At 50.9% G+C, this 18274-nt stretch carries 8 protein-coding genes; 7 read left to right on the top strand and 1 reads right to left on the bottom strand.

The window, feature by feature from the left end:
* Nucleotides 1-61: 61 nt before the first annotated feature.
* From JJO78_RS04425 to JJO78_RS04395, 7 genes are all read left to right on the top strand, one after another.
* Nucleotides 62-1213: a hypothetical protein gene (locus tag JJO78_RS04425; protein WP_273622932.1), complete on the top strand. Its 1152-nt coding sequence runs from the start codon at nucleotides 62-64 to the stop codon at nucleotides 1211-1213.
* Nucleotides 1206-3242, top strand: a complete 2037-nt coding sequence (locus tag JJO78_RS04420; protein ID WP_273622931.1) for a hypothetical protein — start codon at nucleotides 1206-1208, stop codon at nucleotides 3240-3242. The genes JJO78_RS04425 and JJO78_RS04420 overlap by 8 nt, the downstream gene beginning before the upstream one ends.
* Nucleotides 3239-7132, top strand: a complete 3894-nt coding sequence (locus JJO78_RS04415) for a DEAD/DEAH box helicase (protein ID WP_273622930.1) — start codon at nucleotides 3239-3241, stop codon at nucleotides 7130-7132. Before JJO78_RS04420 ends, JJO78_RS04415 begins: the two co-directional genes overlap by 4 nt.
* Before the next feature lie 215 nt (nucleotides 7133-7347).
* On the top strand, nucleotides 7348-10758 hold the full coding sequence (locus tag JJO78_RS04410; protein WP_273622929.1) for a site-specific DNA-methyltransferase: 3411 nt from the start codon (nucleotides 7348-7350) through the stop codon (nucleotides 10756-10758).
* Between the two features lie 10 nt (nucleotides 10759-10768).
* The gene (locus JJO78_RS04405; protein WP_273622927.1) at nucleotides 10769-13615 is read left to right on the top strand and encodes a BPTD_3080 family restriction endonuclease; all 2847 of its coding nucleotides are present in this window, start codon (nucleotides 10769-10771) and stop codon (nucleotides 13613-13615) included.
* A gap of 37 nt (nucleotides 13616-13652) precedes the next feature.
* Nucleotides 13653-14639: a hypothetical protein gene (locus JJO78_RS04400; RefSeq protein WP_273622926.1), complete on the top strand. Its 987-nt coding sequence runs from the start codon at nucleotides 13653-13655 to the stop codon at nucleotides 14637-14639.
* Nucleotides 14640-14920: 281 nt separating this feature from the next.
* On the top strand, nucleotides 14921-16354 hold the full coding sequence (locus JJO78_RS04395) for an RNA-directed DNA polymerase (RefSeq protein WP_273622924.1): 1434 nt from the start codon (nucleotides 14921-14923) through the stop codon (nucleotides 16352-16354).
* A 197-nt stretch (nucleotides 16355-16551) separates the two neighbouring features.
* Here JJO78_RS04395 and JJO78_RS04390 read toward each other — a convergent pair whose 3' ends face one another.
* The gene (locus tag JJO78_RS04390) at nucleotides 16552-18273 is read right to left on the bottom strand and encodes an ATP-binding protein (RefSeq protein ID WP_273622923.1); all 1722 of its coding nucleotides are present in this window, start codon (nucleotides 18271-18273) and stop codon (nucleotides 16552-16554) included.
* Nucleotide 18274 lies beyond the last annotated feature (1 nt).

Raw genomic sequence — 18274 nt, 5'->3', positions numbered from 1 at the left:
TTCGCTCCTTGATGACCGGGCCAGGCCTAAGGGCTCACGTGATCCTTTAGGATTTGAGCTGGTGTGGACCCATTTCGGCCGAAAGGTGGTCGGCAACCTGACAACCATTACCGGCTCTATTGAAACCTTCACGGTAGCGCTGCTTGGCTTTTACTGGGCCCACCAACTGCATGAAAATGCGAATAAAGACACCCGTGAGCGGCTGATTCGAGATACCTTTCTTCGTTACGAACAGCTGGCGGCTTACCTTCGCTACCAGTCCGGTAGCAAGGAAATTATGGGTATCACCCGTGTTCAGAAAAACATGAACTCCCGGTCCGATCACTTGGACATTGGGTTGAAGGCTCAGATCTTGAGTAATCAGGCGAGCTATGGAATGTGGGGCTTGTACAGTTCGGCTCTCAGAGATTCGGGCCTGGTCGAAGGGAGTGAGCGAAAGCCGACGGTGGAAGGAGATAATCTCGCGAAAATAATCTCCGAGGACCTGGACGCAAAAGAGTTCATTTCGTTGTTTAGGGAAGACTCCCACCTCACCAGAGCGGTTTGCGATCGATTGGCACCTCAGTTTTGGCGGGCGATACGAAAAGATGAGGTCCGACGAAAACTTACCGATGTACTGCTTCGCGGACGCCAGAACAGCAATGCCCCTGTTCAGGAAGAACTGTTTAGTGTCACCGAGCAACTGATTGGACAGGGGCAACTAACTGCGGGCTTTGCCAGGAATATCGATCAGATCCAATCGTCTGCACCACCGGAATTGAAAGACTCCTTGAGCGACATTCAGCAGGTGGAGCGTGTCCTGGTCGCTGCCAATAACCTGTTTTACTACCTACTAAGGCATGACCACAGCTCATTGACGGCTGTGGTGGGAAAAATTGAAGAAATGGATTACCAGTACGACCACCTCCCTGAAGCTCTACCTCATGGGATGAACCGCCGGGAGGCACTTCGCCAGATCAACGATAATTTGAAAGTAGGTGACCATCGTAGCGCTGTGCAGGCAGTCATCAAATTGAATGCCGATGTGATGAAAGCGCGCGGGGGAGCTCCATGGGTCAGTTGCGAAAATGGCGAGATCCTCAACGTCAAAGTAAAGTCAGAAACAGCCAGCCTGAAGTCTCAAGAGGCTCTCCTCAACAACTGGGACTACGACTACTTCCTGGGTTCGTACCTTCGAATTGCGAAAGCCAACTTGGGGGAGCGCAATGGATAACGCTCAGATCTCCCAGTACTTCGAAGACAGCCTGAAGGGCCGACAGGTAAAAGCAGCAGTCTTCACCACGTATACATTCGACCCGCAGTTCTTTGAGCTGGACGTTATTCCACTTTTACTGCCCGAGAACAGCTCCTTTTCGATTGATGAGCGAGTAAAGCAGTTTCAGGTGCGGGAGGCTTTGAGAGAGGCCGAACTTCCGATTGATGTCTTTTACGATCACGACATCTTCCGTATCAGTGGTGAGAGCTCACCCGGGATGGAATACGGCTGCCATGGGGTATCGGAAGGCAACCGTGCGTTTCACGCAAAGCTGGGCTTCCTGCTGGTAGCGAATGGTGCCGGGCAAGCCGATTCCTTATTGATTTCCGCCGGCTCCAATAACCTTACCCGCGCAGGCTGGTGGGATAACGTCGAGTGTCAACATTGGGAAGAAGTTGGGCAAGTGGGCGGAGATGGTGACTTTCTCCACCACCTCAAACAGGATTTTGAGTACCTGCAAGGCAAAAGCATTGTTCAGTCTGAAGGTAACGCTCTCGCCAAAATCCAGGGATTTCTGAAAACCTGCGTTGCTGATCCTGAAGCAAAACCAGTGCACTATTTCGGGCTATCCCATCCCCCGCGTTTTATCGACTTCCTTTCAGGCAAAATCGAGCGTTTCGATGAGCCGGCTGAGCTGGAAATTATTTCACCGTTTTTCGCGGATGATGCAAAGAATCGCCTACATGAGACATTCAAGCATCTCGGGGTCGGCAGTGTCCGTCTCCTGTTGCCGCGTGATGACAGCGGGGAAGCGCTCTGTAACCTCGATTACCTGACCAATGTCGATAGTGCTGAGAATATCGCCTGGGCCAACTGGCTCAATAGTGAAGCGGAACCTTTGGGTGTAGGCAAGGAGCCTCACAGAGAACTACACGCCAAGGTCTTCAACTTCATTGGGCGTGAAACTGCCTACATCTTTGTTGGATCCGTGAATTTCACCCATAAGGCGCTCTATGAAAATGTCGAGGCCGGCTTTCTGGTGCCAACGGATCCGAAGCCACTGCTGGAAACGATCTCAGATGATCTGCCGGAGGTAAGCCAACGTCGCCTTGAACCCGCCCCTGGTAATCCAGAGCAAGAGTCTCAAGGTCAAATGCCCCGGATTTCCCTCGCGTTTGACTGGTTGGATAGAACGCTGAGTGGATGTGTGGGGTCTGACAGCCCGGTCGAAATTGACCTGATCGGACCAGACGGTGAAGAAAATCCGGTGATCCAGGGCTGGCGGTTGAGCAAAACCTTTAGCCATTTTGAGGGGGATACTCAAGATCTGGAAAGGTCTCTTGGTAACGGGTCACTGATTCTGGTTCGCGGTCGGATTTTCGATTCTGACGCACTAATTGCTCCCCATCGTGTGTTGCTCCAGCAGACACACTGGTCACATAAACCCCAGCCAGAACTGGCCACACTCTCCCCGCAACAGATATTGGCCATCTATGCAGGGATGTCTCCGGACCGTCGACAGTTATTGCTCACGGATGCGAGGGTTAAACGCCTTTTTGAATTGGGAGAGCGGGGCGAAACGAGCCTGACCGACGAAGCACAACTGGAAAACGTGTTCTTCTCGGAATACGCCGAACTGTTCCACGCGTTTCGTATGCTGAGGCGCGATTTAACGGATGAGAAAACATCCCCGGAGAAGCAGGACTATTATCTCACCGGTACCGGTGTCGACAGCTTGCCAACCTTGATTGCTCGCGCTGAAGCAGTCGTCAGTTCGCAAGAAGTGGACGATGAGCCTCTGCACCCGGTTAGCGCCTATCTATTGTTGCTCAGCGCCAAGGAAATTTATCAGGCGGAAGAGCTTGTCTCTCGTCCTCATGTCCGCGAACAGTCTCAACGGGTGGATAAGCTGCTCAGGCAAATCCGCGAGACTAAATTGATCAAGCTTTCTGATGAACGGGAAACCGATCGGGACCGTTTCTTTGAATGGTTCGAACATCAATTTCTGGAACAGTATCGGGTCACGGAAGCTGAGGTGAATGGATGAAGCCATACCCCATCCTGGACCTGGACACTGCTCGAAACATTCTCGACTTTAGTGGCGGCAGAAAGGAGCTGGCATCGCTCGGGGAAGTGCAGCTGAGAGGCGCTGTAGCCCTCTATAACATGATCAATACGGAAGACATTGGGCTTGGCTACCTTGCCGATGAAGTCGGAATGGGCAAGACCTACATAGCGCTTGGTGTCGTAGCGCTGATGCGCTATTTCAACCCTTCTCTTCGGGTGCTCTATATCTGCCCCAGTGCCAACGTTCAGGACAAATGGCTGCGGGAGCATGGCAGCTTTATTGATCGGAACGTCTGCACCGCCAGCTATCGTGTGCGCACTCCAGAGGGTAAACCCGCTGCCCCTGTGGCCAAATGCGATAGCCTGGAAGACCTCATCCGCACAGCAGCTTCCGGCTTTTATGCTGACTTTTTTGTCCGCAACGGGAGTTTCAGCTTCGGCCTGAAAAAGGCCGGTAGTGAGTACGACGAAGAAGCAATTAAAAGTTGGAAGGCGCAGCGCAAGAAACTGCAGAGTATGGTTCCCGCTTTCCGTCTCCCAAATGGAGACCCCACTCATCGTGGAGTAAAAGACGAGTTCGCTCGCGCATTGAATTACGTTCTGCCCACCTTTGATCTGGTGGTTATCGACGAGAGCCATAATTTCAAACACAATTTCGAGAGCAGTGACCGAAACCGCGTGCTTTCACAGGTCATGGGTTTCTATCAAAGTCAAAGCGAGCAGGGCGGTCCTTACCAGCGTCGCGTACGCAATGCTTTGCTGCTCTCCGCCACTCCTTACGATCGCAATCTGGAACAGCTACGTAACCAGCTTGCTCTGGTAGGGAAGGATGGCTTACTAAGTAACGCCCAGTCCGTAACGGACAAAGAGGAAATTGCGCGATTCATGGTACGTCGCCTCAACCGGTTGAAAATAGGCGACCGGGAATACACTCGCAACATGTACCGTGTGGAATGGCGTGACGGCCCAAAGGCCGCGATTGAGCTGGCAACGGACGAGCAGAAGCTGGTAACGGCCCTGGTTCAGAAAAAAGTCGGCGATGCACTTGGCCACAAGCATGGCTCGCCGTCATTTCAAATGGGCATGCTCGCATCCTTCGAGAGCTATGGTGAAACCACCCGCTCCCCTCGGGTGGAGTTCGATAGTGAAGATCCGGATGACAGAGGGCGCGATGCCCAGGACCGGAATGTGGTCGGTGCCATTGTCGACAGCTATGTGAATGCAGATCTCGGGCGGTCACTGCCACACCCTAAAATGGACACCGTTGCAAAGCAGTTAGCCAATGCGGTTTTTCAAGAGAACCGCAAACAGCTTGTATTTGTGCGCCGGGTAAAAAGCGTCAAAGAACTGAAGCAGAAACTCGATGAATGCTATGACGATTGGTTGATCAATTATCTGAAGTCACGCCTGAAAGACTTCCCCAAAGCATGGGGCTCTTTGCAAGGGGTGATTGAAGAGTACCGTGAAGTCAGCCGATACAGGGATGAACGCATAGATGAAGGTGTCTCAGAAGAGAGCGACACCGGAGAGGCTGAACTTCGGCAGCCACCCAAGAACGACAATCTCTTCAACTGGTTCTTCCGCGGTGAGTCGCCTGAGCTCAGAAACCAGAATAATCGGACAAATTTGGTCACGCCCTACCAAGTGAAACAGAGCCTTTCTTTGCCCAAACGGCTGGCGAGCCCGCTGTTGGACATCAATTGGGTTCAACTCATCTGTTTCTACAGTGGGGTGGACCTACGCCGGACGATCGAGCAATGCTTGGCTGCCGCCACTGAAGCGTCCCTTGCCGAACTCGGACAGGTTCAGCCACAGGAATACCTCCGTAAATTCAGGCTGTCGCAACTGTTCTTTCTTAATTCTTGGGTCGACCAGCTTGGATTTAGTACTTTTACGCCACTGCGAGACCATCTCCGAGCCTCCCTCAGTCAGCAGAAGTCGCAAGAGGACGGGACTCCACTTACCCCTCCAGATGTTCGAGAACAGCTCTGTTTGCCAAGTTTGTTCTCTGAACTGGAAGCCAACGATGAGCTGAAGGGGCAAATTCTTCCAAGCCTTGGAAAGCTGCTTGGCCTGCTGACTGAAACACCAGCTCACGTTATCCCTGAGAACACACAAGAGCTGCTGCGGACTATAGATATCCACTCCGCACTTGTATCGACGGCACTGCGCACGGGCCACGGCATGATTGATCTATACGTGTCGCGCCTGAGGCAGGGAGAAGGTGATCTCAGCAGCAACGTACTCACTGGCTGGATTAAAGACTTCGTACTGGAGCTATCGCGGCAGTCCCGAAGTCCCGGATTCTCCACCTATCGTGAGTTAAAAGGGCTGGCGGATGAGCTGCCGGCAATACTGAAAGCCAACCTCCCGGGTATTTTCGACTTGGGTGTCAATGAATATCGTCGTTACCTGAGTAATCAGCTCAGTCCGATTGCCCCGGTCATTGGCGCCACGGGTGAGACCAATGCGCCCGGACAACGCTCAGCCCAAGCCCGAAAGTTCCGTATGCCAGGGTATCCGCGGGTGCTTGTGAGCACGAACGTGTTTCAGGAAGGCGAAGACCTGCACCTGTTCTGTGACAGCGTTGTCCACTACGGCGTATCAGGCTCGCCAGTAAGCATCGAACAGAAGAACGGTCGGGTTGACCGTGTTGGCTCGCTGGCGCAGCGGCGGCTCACCAATGGAAGCTACGATAATCCTGACGATGATGACTTAATACAGGTGAGCTTTCCTCATGTGAAAGAGAGCATTGAGCGGGTTCAGATTCGTCGCCTCTCGGAAAGCATCAACCGGTACATGGCTTCGCTTCATGAGATCGGAAACACCGTTGCTTCGGACAAAGAGGAGATAGGGGAAGCGGAAATTGCAGATCGCACCCGAATAGAACCGCAAATAAAAGATTTCCTGGAGAGTCCATTTGATCCGGCAGATCCGAGGTCTGATCTGGAGCACCTGGGTTTTCTCAAACAGCAGATCAGGGAGACCCAAGAGCAGGTGCAGGCGAACGTCGATCAGGCGAAGCGACTGATTGCGTCATCGCTCGGTGTTAGTGAGGACGCTCGGTTCCCGTTGAACGTTAACCTGAAGGTCAGCGACCTGGTCGGACAGGTATCCGATGTGGCAGAAGTCCGTCTGACGACAGCTAGGGCCTCAGGGGAGATCCTTGCCCGAATTGTGGTTGATCACAAAGACGGTCGTGGAATGCAAGTCCAGGTGAGTACCCATGGTGAACTGGCCACGTTGATGCACCAACAATCCTGGACCACGCTCCATAGAACATTTGCCTACCAAACTGCCAAAAACGTTTGGCGATTGGCCTACGATGCAGAAATGCTGGTGGGAGATGAGATTGTAACCGTTGAGAGAGATATGACGGCTCTGCTTGACCGGTTTCATGAAAGTCATGATCCGCAGGAAGACCAACTGCCCGGCTCTGTCGTTTTTCGACATCTGGAACGACTGCGGCAAAATCAGAATATCCAGGTAGGTGAGCAGACCCTGAAAGTGGAGGTGGTCGATTCCGGACGAACAATGGGGCTCCGGTTTTGGTTCGCAGAGGGTGAGATGCAGCGTTCTCAGACAGTTCTCCTGTCGGAGTGCGGCGGGCAGTGTATTTTTATAAGCTCAGCAGTGCCCTCGGACGTTGTGAGTGCACTGGCTGTTGAGAAAATTGTAGAGCTGACCTGGGAGCGGAATCGTTCTACCGACGTGGTCGAGTTCATGCTTAATGACAGCCAAGAGATTGTCGGCCGCTGCGTGCATCCGGTTGATAGCCTGCACTGGCGGGAGTTTGTCTACTGTGCTCATGTGCTGGCGGTGGAGAGTGACCGGCTGGAGTACCTGGTTTGTGAGGCGGATCAGTTTTGATACTCATCTCTGAAACCCAGGCACAAAGCTGATTAGCGCTCCGCTTCGGAGAACTAGGTGAGATAAACAACTGATGTTTATGTCTCTTTCTGCTACTTTTACCAGCTGACAACATTAGAGAGCGTGGCCGAAGCCTGAGCCCATCGGCTTGGCCACTTGCCAGCCCTGTCGCAACGATGGGGAGGACGGAACCAAGTATTCGCAGCGAGTATTTAATGAGCACCAATATCGAGCAGATCAAATCCCTGTTGCTTTCCTTGTTACCCAAGGATGGATCAACCGTCGGCAACATGAGCCTCAAAGACCAGATTCGCAACGACCATCAACTTGCTATCAGCGATGAGGATTTTGACGCGGCTCGAAACCAGCTCCTCGATGAGGGGACTATTGGGAAAGGGCGTGGACGCGGGGGTGCAACCTACCTACACCAGCCTGCGGCAGGCGAGCAAGCGATGCCTGATGGTTTTGAGTTACAAGCTCAGCAAGCGCCGTCACAGGAAGATCTCGTCTATTCCAGTCAGAAGCCAGCCTCACCGAAAGCGCCTCGCCAGCCGGCAAAGAAAAAGGGGGAGCACAGTCAGGTGTTGTCGTACCGATACGACGAGAAGCGGAAGAACAATCCTCACGTTGGCATGGTGGATACACATTCCGACGGAGAGGAGCAAAAAGCGACCTGGCAGTATGACCCGCACCTCTCACCAGAGCTGCAATTCGATTCAACCAGGTCTCAAGTCGAAGACCTGATTGAGGATGTGCTACACGCCCGAGAGGTCGAAGCAAAACAGGCGAAAGATGACCTGTTGATGTGGCTGGATCATGCCCTAGCCGCTGACAACGAGTCTGCTATCCGAGAAGTGGTGACCAATCTCCGGAAGAGAGTAGCTGGTAAGGAATTTCTGGAGCGGGAGCGAGGCGATCTGTCTGAGCTCAAGCGTATGCAGGCTCCCTATCTGAATTGGACTGGTAAAGCCGAGCGCACCAGTTTCGAGGTGGATACCGTTTCGCTTCATGTTCATGAGCGGATTGACCCGGCCACTATTTTGGCGGCAGTTCAAAAACGCATTAAAGACTCGAAGGGAAAGTCCTCACCAGCTCTTCAACCTGACTTGTTTCACGCTCCGTTTGAGAACTTGCCGCTGAGGGATGCAATAGATTTTTACAAGCATGAGCGAGACTGGGCTAACCGTATGATTGCGGGGGATTCGTTACTGGTCATGAATTCTCTGCTAGAGAAAGAGGGAATGGGCGGCAATGTCCAAATGGTATTTATTGATCCACCCTATGGAATAAAGTATGGGTCTAATTTTCAGCCATTTGTCAACAAGAAGGATGTGAAAGACCGAAGAGATGAAGATTTAACCCAAGAGCCCGAAATGATTAAAGCTTTTCGCGATACGTGGGAGCTTGGGCTCCATTCATATTTGAGCTATCTGAGGGATCGACTTCTTTTGGCGCGTGAGTTGCTGGCTGAATCTGGGAGTATATTTGTCCAAATTTCTGACGAGAACATCCATCATGTTCGAGAATTAATGGACGAAATTTTTGGGGTTAATAATTTTATATCTGAAATATATTTCCGAAAAAAAACTATGCCATTGGGCGCTAAGTTTTTAGAGTCAATGGGCGATTACTTGGTTTGGTATGGTAAAGACAAGGATAAAACAAAATATCGTCAGTTATTCCAAGAACAATCTCTTGATGGGGATGCGCATTGGGTCGATATTCAGCTGCCAGATGGCTCAAGAAGGAAGAAAACAACGGCTGAGAGACGAGGAACAGATCCGCTGCCGTCTGGGAGCAAAGTATATTCTGAAGTATCCCTTTATCCTCCATCTTTTTCTCCGAAAGATGTGTTTCCATTTGATTTCCAGGGAAGGGTTTATAGGCCAAAGCCAGGTGCGTCCTGGATTTCTAATGAGAGGGCGATGAATAGGCTAAAAAAGGCTAATCGAATTGGTGTTCAAGGAGAGAAAAACCTTAGATATTGTTACTTTCTAGAGGATTATCCGCTTAAAAAGTTATCGTCTGCGTGGCTGGATACTGTCGGCGATCGAGAGGGGCAGTATGTCGTGAGAACGTCTCCAACGGTAATTGAGCGCTGTATTTTGATGACAACTGATCCGGGCGACTTAGTCTTGGATCCGACATGTGGCTCGGGTACATCTGCGTTCGCTTCAGAAAAGTGGGGGCGCCGGTGGATTACGTGTGACACTTCTAGAGTTGCTATCACTTTAGCAAAGCAACGAATGATTACGTCAAGCTTTCCTTATTTTGAGTTAAAGTTCCCGCAGGAAGGCCTAAGCGGGGGATTCATATATAAGACTCAACCTAAGATAGGTTTGAAATCGTTCGCAAATAACGCTGAGATTGACGAAATATATGATAGGCATCAGAAAAAAATGCAAGCCAGTTTGGCTGATTTAAACAAAGCACTAATTGATGCTGGTGCGGAGTTTATGGTCCAGGTTGGCGCACGTGCTGGAAAAACAGTTCGGTTCTCACCTGATAACAAGAAATCAGAGGCGTTAGAAACAGGCGAGAACGTTAGCGCAAATCAACTTCTCTCTTGGGAGGTTCCTTATCAGTTACCCGAAATTTGGCCAGAATCTGTAAAGGGCCAATTTGAGAAGTATCAAGAGCTGCGCGCCATCTTGAGAGAAGAAATAGATGCCAGCATCGCATCGCATGCCGGACAAGAGACACTCTATGACGACCCTCGGGTTAGCAAAAATAAACTAAGAATCACCGGCCCATTTACAGTTGAAGCGGTACCATTCGCCACAGTGTTGGGTCTAGGCGACATTGAGAAGCCTGAGAGGGCTGATGTGGCTATTGCACGATCCGGCGCAAATTCTCGTCATTCGTTGTGGAGGGATGAACTGCTCAGGACTGGGATTCGAGGTAAGTCCGGACAGAAACTGAAGCTCCAAGATTTGGAAGTATTACCTCAGTCTAAATATATTCATGCAATTGGAACGCTGGCGGATACGGGGGAGCGAGTCGCTGTAAGTTTTGGGCCTGAATATGCCGCTCTAGAGCAAAGGCAAGTTGAAATCGCTATGCGTGATGCAGGTGATTTATTCCCATTGCCTAAAATGCTGGTATTTTGTGCTTTTAATTTTGATCCAGAGGCTGCGAAAGATATAGACAATATAAGGGGTATTCACGCCTTAAAAGTTCAGATGAATACCGATTTGCTCACAACTGATCTTAAGAAAGGTCGTGCAAGTAACGAATCTTTTTGGCTGATGGGACAGCCAGACGTTCAACTGCATGAGCTAAAGGGCGGTAAGCTTCAGGTTGAGGTCCACGGCTTCGATTATTTCGATACTAAAACCGGTGAGCTTAAATCTGGTGGGAAGAAAAATATCGCTATGTGGCAGCTCGATACGGATTACGACAACCGTTCACTCTATGCCCGTCAGGTTTTCTTTCCCATGGCTGGTAAGAAAGATGGCTGGTACAAGCTAAAGAAAGATATTCGTGCGGAACTCAATGAAGATCTGTTGGACCAGTTCCATGGCACCAAATCTATTCCTTTCGAGCCAGGTGATAATCGCTGCATCGCGGTCAAGATTGTCGACGACAGGGGTATTGAGTCACTGAAAGTCATCAGGCTGGATTGAGGAGGGGATTATGGCCGATAAACCGAATTCCCTGGTGATCAATTCACCTTATGACAAGCCCAACAAATTCTGGTCTCAGGATGATAATGGTCGGGTTGCTGGGGTAGTTGAGGGTCGCAGGCCTGCCGCCTACGAGCTTTACGACCCCCGTAACAACACCAGACGGGTAGAGGAACTGGAAACGGTCAACCGGATCCGCCAGCGAGTAGATGAGTGGCGCGATGCCGGTTGGCCAGGTGTAACTAGCGTATCCCGGGAGTTGCTCAACCACTGGTACTCCAGAGGTGAGTGGGATCCTGACTCAAAACGCTGGAACGGTGGTCCGAGACCATACCCGTTTTACTATTGTCAGCTTGAAGCCATCGAGTCTTTGATCTGGTGGTTGGAGGCTCCGGAAGAGTACCGCCAAGGTATTTTCCTGCAAGGCGATGGCGGGCCATGGGAGCGTATCTGCAACAAGATGGCCACCGGGTCTGGTAAGACTTCCCTGATGGCGCTGATCATTACCTGGCAAACCCTCAATGCCGTCACCTATCCGAAAGACAAGCGTTACTCCAAAGCCATTTTCGTGGTGGCCCCTGGCCTGACGGTTAAAAGTCGACTGCAGGTTCTGAACCCAGGCAACGAAAACAACGTCTACGACGAGTTTGTGTTGTGCCCTAACGAAGCAATGCGCCAAAAGCTGAACCAGGTAGCGTTGGTGATTGAGAACTGGCATAGCCTGATGCCCCTGAAGGAACAAACTCGCTCAGTGGTGAAGAAAGGCAAGGAAAGCGATGAAGCTTTCACCCGTCGGGTACTTGGCAAGCTGGCTTCCTTTAAAGACATCCTGGTCATCAACGATGAAGCTCATCACGCCTACCGTCAGAAAGCTGAAGTAAAGGTCAGTAAGAAAGAAGCGGAGGAAATGGGGATCGACCTGGAGGAAGCAACGCGATGGATTGAGGGGCTCGACCGCATCCATAAAACCCGCCGTATTCGTCGCTGCTTCGACGTAACGGCAACGCCGTTTTCTCCGACAGGCAAAAAGAATACTGAGAAAGGGCTCTTCGAGTGGATTATCTCGGATTTTGGGTTGAACGATGCGATTGAGGCGGGGTTGGTAAAAACGCCTCGAATCGTGGTCCGGGATGATGCATTGCCTGATGCGAAGACCTATGCCAGCAAGCTCTACCATCTGTATCGTGATGATGCCGTAAAGCAGGACCTAGCCAGGAAGGCTCAGCCCACCGATCCGCTTCCGGATCTGGTCCAGAAAGCCTATGCGATTCTTGCCTATGACTGGCGGGAGACGGCGAAGAGCTGGGAAGAAAACGGTCATACCATTCCGCCAGTGCTGCTGACTGTCTGTAACCGGACGGAAACTGCTTCTCGTATTGAGCATTTTTTTAACAGCGGTGATTGCCTGATTTCCGGTACCCAGAACCCAAAGGCTACCTTACGGGTGGACTCAAAGGTTCTGGAAAAAGCAGAGCGTGGTGAGAGCATCACGAAGGATAAAGATTACGTTGCTCGGCTTGAGGAAATTATAGAGGCATCCGGTTTGCCCACAGACAAGAAAGAGGCCCTGCTGGCGGAGAAGCAAGAGGACCAGCTACGGGCCCTGGTCGACACCGTAGGGAAGCGCGGCAAGCCTGGACAGAACCTTGAGAACGTGATTTCGGTGGCCATGCTGTCCGAAGGTTGGGATGCCGCCAATGTAACTCACATCATGGGCCTGAGAGCGTTTAGTAGCCAGCTTCTTTGTGAGCAGGTGATTGGTCGAGGCCTACGCCGTGTCGCTCACGACATGGACGAAAGCGGTAAGTTTATTCCGGAGTACGTAAATGTGTTCGGCGTGCCGCTTTCGATATTCCAGGAAGTCGGTGAGGGTGGCGAAACACCTCCGCCGCCGAAACCGAGTGTGCGTGTTGAAGTGGAGCCAGGCAGAAACCACTTCGAAATACGCTGGCCCAATATTGACCGCGTTCAGACCGTTCTCAAGCCTGAATTGAAGATGGATTGGCGCGCGGTGGAGCCTTTGACGCTGGATCCCGCTCAGACTCCGCTCAACGCTGAGATTGCCCCCGCGTTGACGGGCATTCCAAACCTCGCGCAGGTCTCTCAGATCGACCTTGAGAAGGCCGTAGAAGACTTCCGCTTGCAGCACCTGATCTTTCGGGCCGCACGAAAACTGTTCTTGAGTAGTAACGACGGTTTTGAAGGAGATAAACAGTATCTGGCGGTGCAGCTGATTCGAATTGTTGAGCAATTTCTGGAGTCAGACAAACTCGATATCCCAAGCCTATGGCATCAGGACCCGGTGCGTCGCAGATTGTTGTTTGCTCTGAATATGGACAACGTAGTTACCCATGTGAATCGCTTCGTGAGCAAGCAGAACGTTGAGCGCCTGGAGGCATTGTTCGATGAGCACCAACCGATTGGCGCGACCTCACAAATGCGCCCATGGCTGACTACCAAACCCTGCCGCCCTACAGAACGGTCACAAATTAGCCATGTAGTGTATGACAGTACCTGGGAGAAACCGGTGGCGGACATCTGCGAGAAGGATGAGTCGATTCACGCCTGGGCAAAGAACGATCATCTGGGTTTCAAAGTACGATACCTGTGGAATGGCTCATCCCGTAACTTTGTTCCGGACTATCTCATTCGGTTGAAAAGTGGACAGACTCTGGTACTGGAGGTGAAAGGCCAGGATTCAGAGCAGAATCGGGCCAAGCGTGCAGCGATGGACACATGGATCAAAGCGGTCAACGAGCAGGGAGGATTTGGTTCCTGGTGCTTTGATACTGTGTTCGATCCTAGCCAGGTTCGGGATGTTATCGGTGCTCATGCCAAGCAGTCTGTTTCTGCTTGATATTAATGGATACAAAGGGATAGGAAAGGCAGTACGCATGGAATTGTTCACGCGTGGTAAAAGACGGCTTGTGGGGAGCCAAGATATACCGGGAGAGCTCTGGTGTTCGGTATCCTCAATGATTCACCTGCCTCCCATGTTGATTTCTTCATGGACAGAGCTCCTCAAGAAGCATGGACTGCTCGATAAAGCCAAACAACCTGCGCCAAAAAAGTTAATCGGTGGTTTGACTGAGAAGGACTCTAAAGATCATTTGACGTGGCGATTCACTGGCTCGTCAGCAAGGGTATCGATGCTAATGCTCGATCCAAAAGGGAAGTTAGATGATATCTCTGACGCTTTCTATCAAACGTTTTCTGGCAACCGCGTTTTTATCGCTGATATCCCCGCAGGTGCAGGGGCGTCCATCCTCACGGTACTGACAACTCTGGCAGAGCTTCGCAAGCAAGAACGGATTCCGAGGAACCCTCTTACAGTGGTAATCCTTGCTGGAGAGCTTTCAGAGTTTTCCAGAGGTTACGCGAACTCGATGCTGCATAGTGTCAAAAAAGATTTGGCAGATCAGGCTATCACCATTGAGCTTCACATACTGCCTTGGAATGCTTTGGATGCCTTCTCGACGTCGAACTTGGTTCGAAAAATGACCCTCCACTCTCAAAACGCAGCTGCCCGAATGGTTATTTTGGCCAACTTTTCCGGCTTTCTGAATTCGAGTGGTAATTGGAAGAAAGCCAAACCACAGTTCGAGGAGATTTTCAGGCACAGCACCGATGAAATCTTTAGTACAGCTATTTGGATCGAGCCAGGGAAAAACGACGTCACTAGCGAGTCCGGCTTTTTTGGAAAAGTAACGAAATGGTTCAAGGACAGCTTCTCTGTTTTCTTCGGTAGTGGCAAGAACTTGGACGATGTTGAGTTTGTTTCCTCAACGAGTCAGTTTAAGCATCCGCTGAAAGACCATGAAGTTCGTTCGAACCTAACTGTTGTTCGATTCGATTTGCCGAGAGTAGGTGGTGCGGAATGAGGGCTCAGACTCTGGCACTGCGGGCAATCAACCAGTATCGACGGAGAGACACTCTAGCCTATGTTGGGCTGCGATATTTTCTAAATAATCGGTGTGCCCGCAGAGATCGGTGGGCGAATGAGATAGCGACGCATTTGGTTCGGACTCGAAGCAACGCACCTTACTTCGGATCTCAGCATTTCAAGGAGGTTGATGACGAGGGGGAAGTTCTGCACAGACGAATAGATATACCTTCCCCCACAGAGATGTACGCCGAAGCTGCTCTGATCAACCGGTGTGCTGTGGAAGCGCCCTTTCAAGCCCGGTCTTGTGTGTATAGCTATCGCCTTCCTCAAAATGGTTCGGAAGACGGCATATTCGAGCCGTACTTCAATGGATTTCGGGAGCGACATCGATCAATTGCAGCGGCGAGCCACGGTGACGACGTCGACTTTCTCTTGTACACAGATATCAAAAAATTCTACCCATCAATAAAGATAGATAGGGCACTGCAAGTATGGAAGAAACGCAGTGAGCTGGCGGGCCTTGAGCCGGGTTGGATTGAGCTAGGGGAAAGGATAATCCATGACCATGGCTTGATCTCAGAGCGTTCGGGGACGCAGGGGATTTTGACTGGGCCTGCCTTCAGCCACTTCGTCGCAAACTTGGTGATGGATGAAATCGACCAGAAGATGGAGTCAGAATTTCCGGGTCACTATTGGCGTTACGTGGATGACGTTGTAATAGCTGGTACGAAGGGCAGAACCGCGGATGGAAGGCATCGCCTCTCTGAATTGATGGGTGAACTTGAACTCGAACTTCATACCGGGGATAAAGACTTTAGGGTTTCAGCCTCGACTTGGTTAGAAGGAGAGAATGATTTCTCAAATTCAGACAGCGGTCTTTGGATGGAGCTTGTCTCGAATATAAAAAAGCTGCTCCTTTACAAGCCCGGACTGAAAGCTGAGCTTCATCGGGCTTTTTCAGACAATGGAATTCGCCTCCCCCTCTTGGATTACGAAAGCGCCATTGCCGAGTCATCTTTTGTTGAACGGACATACGACTGGGCTCGTCGATATAGCTGGGCAAGAAGGCGGATTCAGGAAATCTCGGTAGCATCCCTGGTACGCCAAGCATTGCTGGCACGGAGTAATTATACCGAGGCTCTCGATAGCCATTTGGAACACGTGCCCGCAAGTGGCTTTGGACGAAAACGGGCTATCCCAAAGCTTCGTTATTTTGCCGGCAGACTGATTTACCTTCTGCCGGACGACCAGCTGCTAGCAATGGCTGGAAAGCTGGAAGAGCACCCAGAGTTATTTCTCATCTCTCGGGTCAGCAGAGCAATCGCCACAAGAGATGTGACCGAGGTTTTGAATCTGGGAACGAATGCCGTCAATGCAGCAGCTCAAGTACTCCGGACCGGGAGGTACCAAATAAGTTGCAGTGCTGAACGATTAGGCAAGGTGCAAAGTCAAGGCGCGGCGATGCTAGTTATAAATGGACTCAGGCTTGATGGGATTGATGGCCATCGGGCTCCAATCAATGATTTTGCAGAGTGGAAATCTGGCTCCGACTTAATGAGTAGTGAGGAGCCATTCGTACAGGAGCTAGCCTGTTTACACGGAGCTTATCCAGATTCACGACACACCGAAATGCTCGATACGGCATTTGATAGGGATGAACAGCTCGCCTTTGACGTCATCACACAGTTGCAGGAGTCGAGCTATTTTTGAGGATTAAATATTCCGTAAAGAAGATGTTAACCTCTTTGTACATTGATCCGACCGCTGGTTGCAACTGATATTGGGTGTGTTGAAATTGGTGCTCAGGGTCGACAGGGATGCCCTGCGGGATCCCTCTAACAGATACTTTGACAAAGGATCCCGTCTACCGACCTTATTTGGTTGCGTAGATCTAAAGACATCTGGGCCTACTGCAATGTTTGTTTTCGCCAGTTATCAATAGCCGATTTCAGTCGGTTTTTAGCAACAGGGGCTTGCCATTCGGTCCAGAAATCGACCGTTCCACTATTGGGCTTGTTTAATGGCTCGTCCACTCTTATCCGTGTTGGCAAAAGACTTGCGTCGCCCACGACCAAGGCTTCGCCAGTATCCAAAGTGGGAAGAATATCACTGAAGCCACCGAGGCTGTCGGGAAGCAATCTCTTCACAACTTGTTGGTCTTCGGCGTTGGTCAATCGCATAGAGATGAAATTGCTGCACTGACTGATCAACGTTTTGTTTACTTCAGAAGGGCGCTGGCTGATTACTACTAACCCGAGACCGTACTTTCGGCCTTCCTTAGCGATTTTCTCGAAAATGTCGAGAGAAACGTTATCTGCAGAAGATGCTTGTCCCCGTTGCGGCATATAGACATGAGCTTCGTCACATAGGATGGCAAGTGGGTGTCGGTCATCGGGAGGCGTCCATTGCTGAATCGAAAAAGCCATTCGAGCAACGAGCGAAACCACAAGCGGTAATACGTCCGAAGGAACCTCTGAAAAATCCACAATCGTTACGCCGCCTGACGCTGTCTCAGACGCGGCACCCATTAACGTTTCGGTTAGTAGTTGCAACCAATCAAACTCCAGCGTCGCGGGACCGCCTTGGAACATGAAGCCAAGTCGACGGTCAGAGGTTTTATTTTCTAGCCGCGAGATCATTCTGGAAAGTTTGCCGTGGAAATCGCCCTGTTTGGTAGTTCCAGCTTTGGCACCCGGGATCATCTCTTCATTGATTTCCCGCAGACTATCCAGAAACTCCTCTAGCCCAAACGGAACGGGGCTATCGATCGTGAAATTGGCAAGAACATCATCCTTGCCTTTGCCTAGGAGATAACGCTGCTTTGAAGCATTGATCTCCCGGGCCATTATCATTGCCTGATTGGGGGCGTTCTGATCAGTCCGATCGACAAAAAGCGATGTCAAAGCCTCATAGCTAAGCAGCCAATAGGGCAGGTGGATTACACCGTCTTTCAGCCCCCTAGATCGCTCAATATCCTCAGGTCCCGCGATTCGTAGATGCTGAATCCGATCTCCTTTGAGAGGTTTATATTCCCCGTGCACATCGAAAACGATTCCGTTCACAGTGGCGAGAGTAGACATCTGTTCCAGGATTTTTGCAGTTGTCCACGATTTTCCAGAACCTGTGCTCCCTCCAATGAATGCATGCCTCTGAAAGAATTTGTTACCGTTCAGAAAAGCCTCTGCATTTTCATCAAGTGTATAGGTGCCCAGTTTTAGTGAGCTGCCATCAGCAGCGACACTAGCGAGCGTCCTCATGAAATTGGTTAGTTCTTGCCCCTCCAGTGCGAAGCACAAAGCATCGATCTCGGGGACGCTCTCCAGTGTTCTGCGGAAGACGTTGCGTTTTTCTCCTTCACGATCAAACATTGTTCCGATGAGCGCGATTTTACAGAGATTTAGTTCCTGAGCTTCGTCAGTATCCTCATCCAACCCCGGAAGACGCTTACGAGTGACGTTTGTAATTGAACCAATCATGTGTCTTCCGGGCTTACTCTGCAGTGCGACCAGTCGGTTTACCTGAAGTCTTCGAAGGTGGTCGGCATCTTTGACCTCCACGGTCACTGTCCCTGTGTCAACAGCCAAGACCGTGCCCAATGCATCCTCAGCCGTGTATTCGAATAAAGACATC

Source organism: Marinobacter sp. DS40M6 (assembly GCF_028581595.1).
Classification (GTDB): domain Bacteria; phylum Pseudomonadota; class Gammaproteobacteria; order Pseudomonadales; family Oleiphilaceae; genus Marinobacter; species Marinobacter salarius.
This window is presented reverse-complemented; position numbering and strand designations above follow the sequence as displayed.

Excerpts from the sequence above, each read along its gene's own strand:
- JJO78_RS04420 (WP_273622931.1), top strand. The coding sequence starts at position 1,206 with ATGGATAACGCTCAGATCTCCCAGTACTTCGAAGACAGCCTGAAGGGC.
- JJO78_RS04415 (WP_273622930.1), top strand. The coding sequence starts at position 3,239 with ATGAAGCCATACCCCATCCTGGACCTGGACACTGCTCGAAACATTCTC.
- JJO78_RS04410 (WP_273622929.1), top strand. The coding sequence starts at position 7,348 with ATGAGCACCAATATCGAGCAGATCAAATCCCTGTTGCTTTCCTTGTTA.
- JJO78_RS04405 (WP_273622927.1), top strand. The coding sequence starts at position 10,769 with ATGGCCGATAAACCGAATTCCCTGGTGATCAATTCACCTTATGACAAG.
- JJO78_RS04400 (WP_273622926.1), top strand. The coding sequence starts at position 13,653 with ATGGAATTGTTCACGCGTGGTAAAAGACGGCTTGTGGGGAGCCAAGAT.
- JJO78_RS04390 (WP_273622923.1), bottom strand. The coding sequence starts at position 18,273 with ATGTCTTTATTCGAATACACGGCTGAGGATGCATTGGGCACGGTCTTG.